Here is a 3,975-nt window from a genome sequence, read left to right as displayed (position 1 = left end):
TGTCGGAAGTGTCCCGGTGATCGCCAATAACTTGGCTGTGCCGTCAAAGACGAAGCTGCCACTAGATAAAGTTACTCCAGTTATCGTAGCAGGAGTGATATCAAAATCAGCACTTGCGAAGTTAATCGTATAATTTCCACCTGCATTAATAGTACCTGGCTGGAATGCATAACTACCTACATCTTCGCCAGCTATTCTGATTAGAGAACCATTAATTACAGCATCAGTATCTCCGTTTTTAAGTCCATTCACCGAATACGTGAATATTGGGTCGGCATCTCCATACACTTTAGACTGGCCCGCATTAGCTGATATATCCAAAGTAGCAGTAGTAATTTCAAAATTTGCTGGAGTGAAGTTGATCGTATAGTTTGGACCAGCATCCAAAGTACCTTGGTTGATGCCATAGGTTCCTACATTCTCGCCCGCTGTTCTTGTAAGTGCACCTGTTAAAATCCCCTCATCATCTCCGGATTCAAAGCCAGTTGCGGTATAAGTAAATACCGGATCAGTATCTCCGTAGGCTTTGGATTGACCAGGGTCAGTCACAATATTCAGAACTTTTGGAACCACCACTATCGTCACCTGAATGCTCACCTGATTTGAGTTCCCATTGACGTCTGTTACGATATAGTTAATATTATTTACGCCTTCATCTGTTCTATCAAAGACAGATTTGCTAAAGGTTTGTGAAAGAATGCCACAGGCATCATTTGAACCTTCATCCACCATGCCTGGCAATAAGGTCACTGAGCCAAAAGCTTCCACATTCAATATAATGGATGCCTTCGATACGATATTAGGACTAATATTATCCAATACAATTGCATACGTTACTGCAAAATCTGAATTCCCAGCTTCATCAGTTGCTGTGACCGTGATATCTGTAGGTGCAACTCCAACATTTGAGCAATCAAACTGATTTTTGTCTATTGCCAATTGGATATTTGCTGTGATAGAGAAATCATCAGTTATAGAAGATGCTAAGAAGTCTGTTGCGTTATATACCAGTGAATTACCATTTGCATCTAATTGAACAGATAAAGTATTGATCAAATTTAGAACAGGAGCCATGGTATCAATAGTCAAACTCAATGGATCTGAACTTGGACTAGTATTACTAGCAAGGTCAGTGGCTGTCACAGTAATAGAATGAATTCCTGTAGATAAATCAGTCGCCGGTGTAAATGTCCATAGCCCACTTCCATTTACTATCGAAGTCCCAAGAAGTCCATCAATAGTACTATTAATTGAAACTGTACTATTTGGTTCAGCTGTCCCCTCTAAAGTCGGAGTAACATCATTGGTAATATTATCTGTATCACTTATGCCAGAATCACTGCTCGCAAGTAAATCTGGGCTACCTGGTTTTATTGGTGGGCTAGTATCCTTCTCATCATTATCAGTAACACTTGCTCCAGTATTTCCAACCAAATCGGTCAATGAAACGGTTAATGTGACTGTTCCATCTGTTAATCCTGACAAATCGTATCCTGCACCTCCATTATCAAATTGCTGAGAAGTCGAAGTCACGGTTTCAGCACCAGTCACCGGGGTTCCTCCTCCATCAGAAGCAAAGGAATAATTTAAGGTTGCTCCAACTTCTAAACCTGTACCTGAAAATTCAATGATATTTTGATTGACAACATTAATAACTGATTCCCCAAGTAAATCTATACTTACAACATATCCTGTTGGACCAACTCCATCTACCAATACTGCTGATGTATTTCCAACATTATTCAATGTCAAATCTGCATCTGTACCCGAGTTTGTACTTTTTATCGAACCGCCATTTAGATTAAAGTCAAGCACTTCAATACCATCAAGGTCCAAGTCTGTTGGTCTGATGTTATACCTAAATCTATAGGAATTAGCAATAGTCCCACTGAATATTTCTTCAGTTTGACGGATCTGACCTCCAATATTAAGCGATAAAGCTGGTAAGCCTCCAGATATATCAACTTCTTCTGAGAAAACCACATCAAAAATTAGTGAGAAACTATATGTACCAGGAGCAGGAACAACAACTTGGGAAATGACAGGAATACTTGAGTCATCATTCAAAATTGTAACAGTTGCACCATCCGTTATATCTATATCCCCGGATGAAACAGTTCCTGCAACAACATTACTCATGCTTATTAGCACCGTCTCGTTCGGTTCCGAAGTCACATCCGCTGTTGGAGTAACCGTTAATGTTTGGGTTTCACCGGCTGTTCCTGCGAAACTAAGGGTTTGTGACGTCACCGGGGTGTAGTCACTATTTGCTGTGTTAGCTGTTCCATCAGCCGTGCTTACATCTACATCAAAACCTCCGTCTACTGCATTATTTAAAGTTGCCGTCACCGTAATGGCACCATCATCTTCATTTCCACCGACATCGGCAATCGTTACTGTTGCCTGATCATCGTTGTTGATCGTTAGGGTTGCATCATCGGCAATATTTATGTCCGCAGCATCCACAATAACTGGACTTAAACCACTCATACTGATGGATACCCTTTCATCTATTTCCACTTTGGTATCACCACCAAGAGTAATGTTAAAAGTCTCTGACTCACCCGCCGTGCCAGCAAAAGTGAGGGTTTGAGCTGTTACTGGAGTATAATCGGAATCTGCTGTAGTTGCAGTTCCATCAGCAGTGCTCAAATCCACATCAAAACCTCCGTCTACTGCATTATCAAGAATAACTGTAATAATTGCTGTCCCACTGTTTTCATCGACCGTAACATCAGCGATCGTTACGGCGGATTGATCATCGTTAGTAATCGTACCTATTCCGGTAGCATCTCCTATGATCACACCCGTTCCTGTGGGATTAGATAGCGTAAGAGTGAGGGTCTCATCAAATTCTACAGTTTCATCACTTATAATGCTGATGTCTACTGTTTTACTAGATTCTCCAGCAAAAAAGGAAAGTGTGGTAGTTCCAATTGCAGTGTAATCAGATCCTGCGGTTGCTGTTCCATTGGACGTTGCGAAGTCGACTGTAGCTCCACCTACTGGAGCTGCCTGAGATAGTGAAACTGTAAATGTAAGATTTATTGAACCAGTGTTACCTTCTGTTACAGTAGGGTCATTAACAGATACTGTCAAACTTGGTAATATGGTAATACTTTGATTTGAACTTGACGGGCAAGCACCACTTGTGGTATACGTTACAGTATAAGTACTAGGTGTACTTGCTGAAAGATCTATAGTTCCTGTTAATGCATTTATACTTAATCCAGGAGTACTTGAGAAGGTCCCTCCAATTGTAGCAAAAGTTGGGCTCGGATCAGGCCCATTGGTAGTGTAGGAACTAGAACTATAGCTGAAAGACGCATCATCAAGCGGTACAGTACTAATAGTAATAGTTCCGCAGGCGCCAGATGATACTGCCCCTCCTTCCCCTCTAACATAATAGGTAGTAGATGGCGATGTAGGAGTCACATTAAAACTACCTGTAGTGGTAGTCCCTATTAATGTTCCTCCACAAGATCCTGTATAAATAGCCCAATTCGTAGCATCATTTAGATTACCAGAAATCAATATATCAACTGAACTTCCCTCACAGACATCTCCGACAGGAATACTTAATGTAGGCACATCAGGGGGAGAAACTTTTGGAGTAATATCAAAATCAACAGAAGCCGTATTGGAATCCGCCAATCCATCATTCGCCACAAAGGCTATCGTACCTGCATCTGTTCCTACCAAACCTGGTGTTGGAGAAAACGTCGCTGCATCCAATGCCGTATTAAGTGCTGCCACTGTACCGGCTGCGGTGAAACTGGCAGAACCATTCCCTGATCCACCAAAAGTAATTCCGGTAGTACCAATAGTAAGCGTTCCTCCAGTAATGGTAAACGTAAGCGTTTGATCATCCCCGTCTCCATCTCCAACTTGAATATCATCCGCCAAAGCGACATCTACATCATCCTCCGTTACAATAGGAGCTGTTGGTGCTGTAGCTACCGGTACTATATTGGC

1 protein-coding gene is annotated in these 3,975 nt (G+C 41.7%); it reads right to left on the bottom strand.

What is annotated here, in order from left to right:
* Window positions 1-3,975: MBG domain-containing protein (locus AAGF08_RS20260; RefSeq protein WP_343513270.1), on the bottom strand; the 3,975-nt coding region annotated here is incomplete at both ends.

Source organism: Algoriphagus sp. SE2 (genome assembly GCF_039563885.1).
Lineage (GTDB): Bacteria > Bacteroidota > Bacteroidia > Cytophagales > Cyclobacteriaceae > Algoriphagus.
This window is presented reverse-complemented; position numbering and strand designations above follow the sequence as displayed.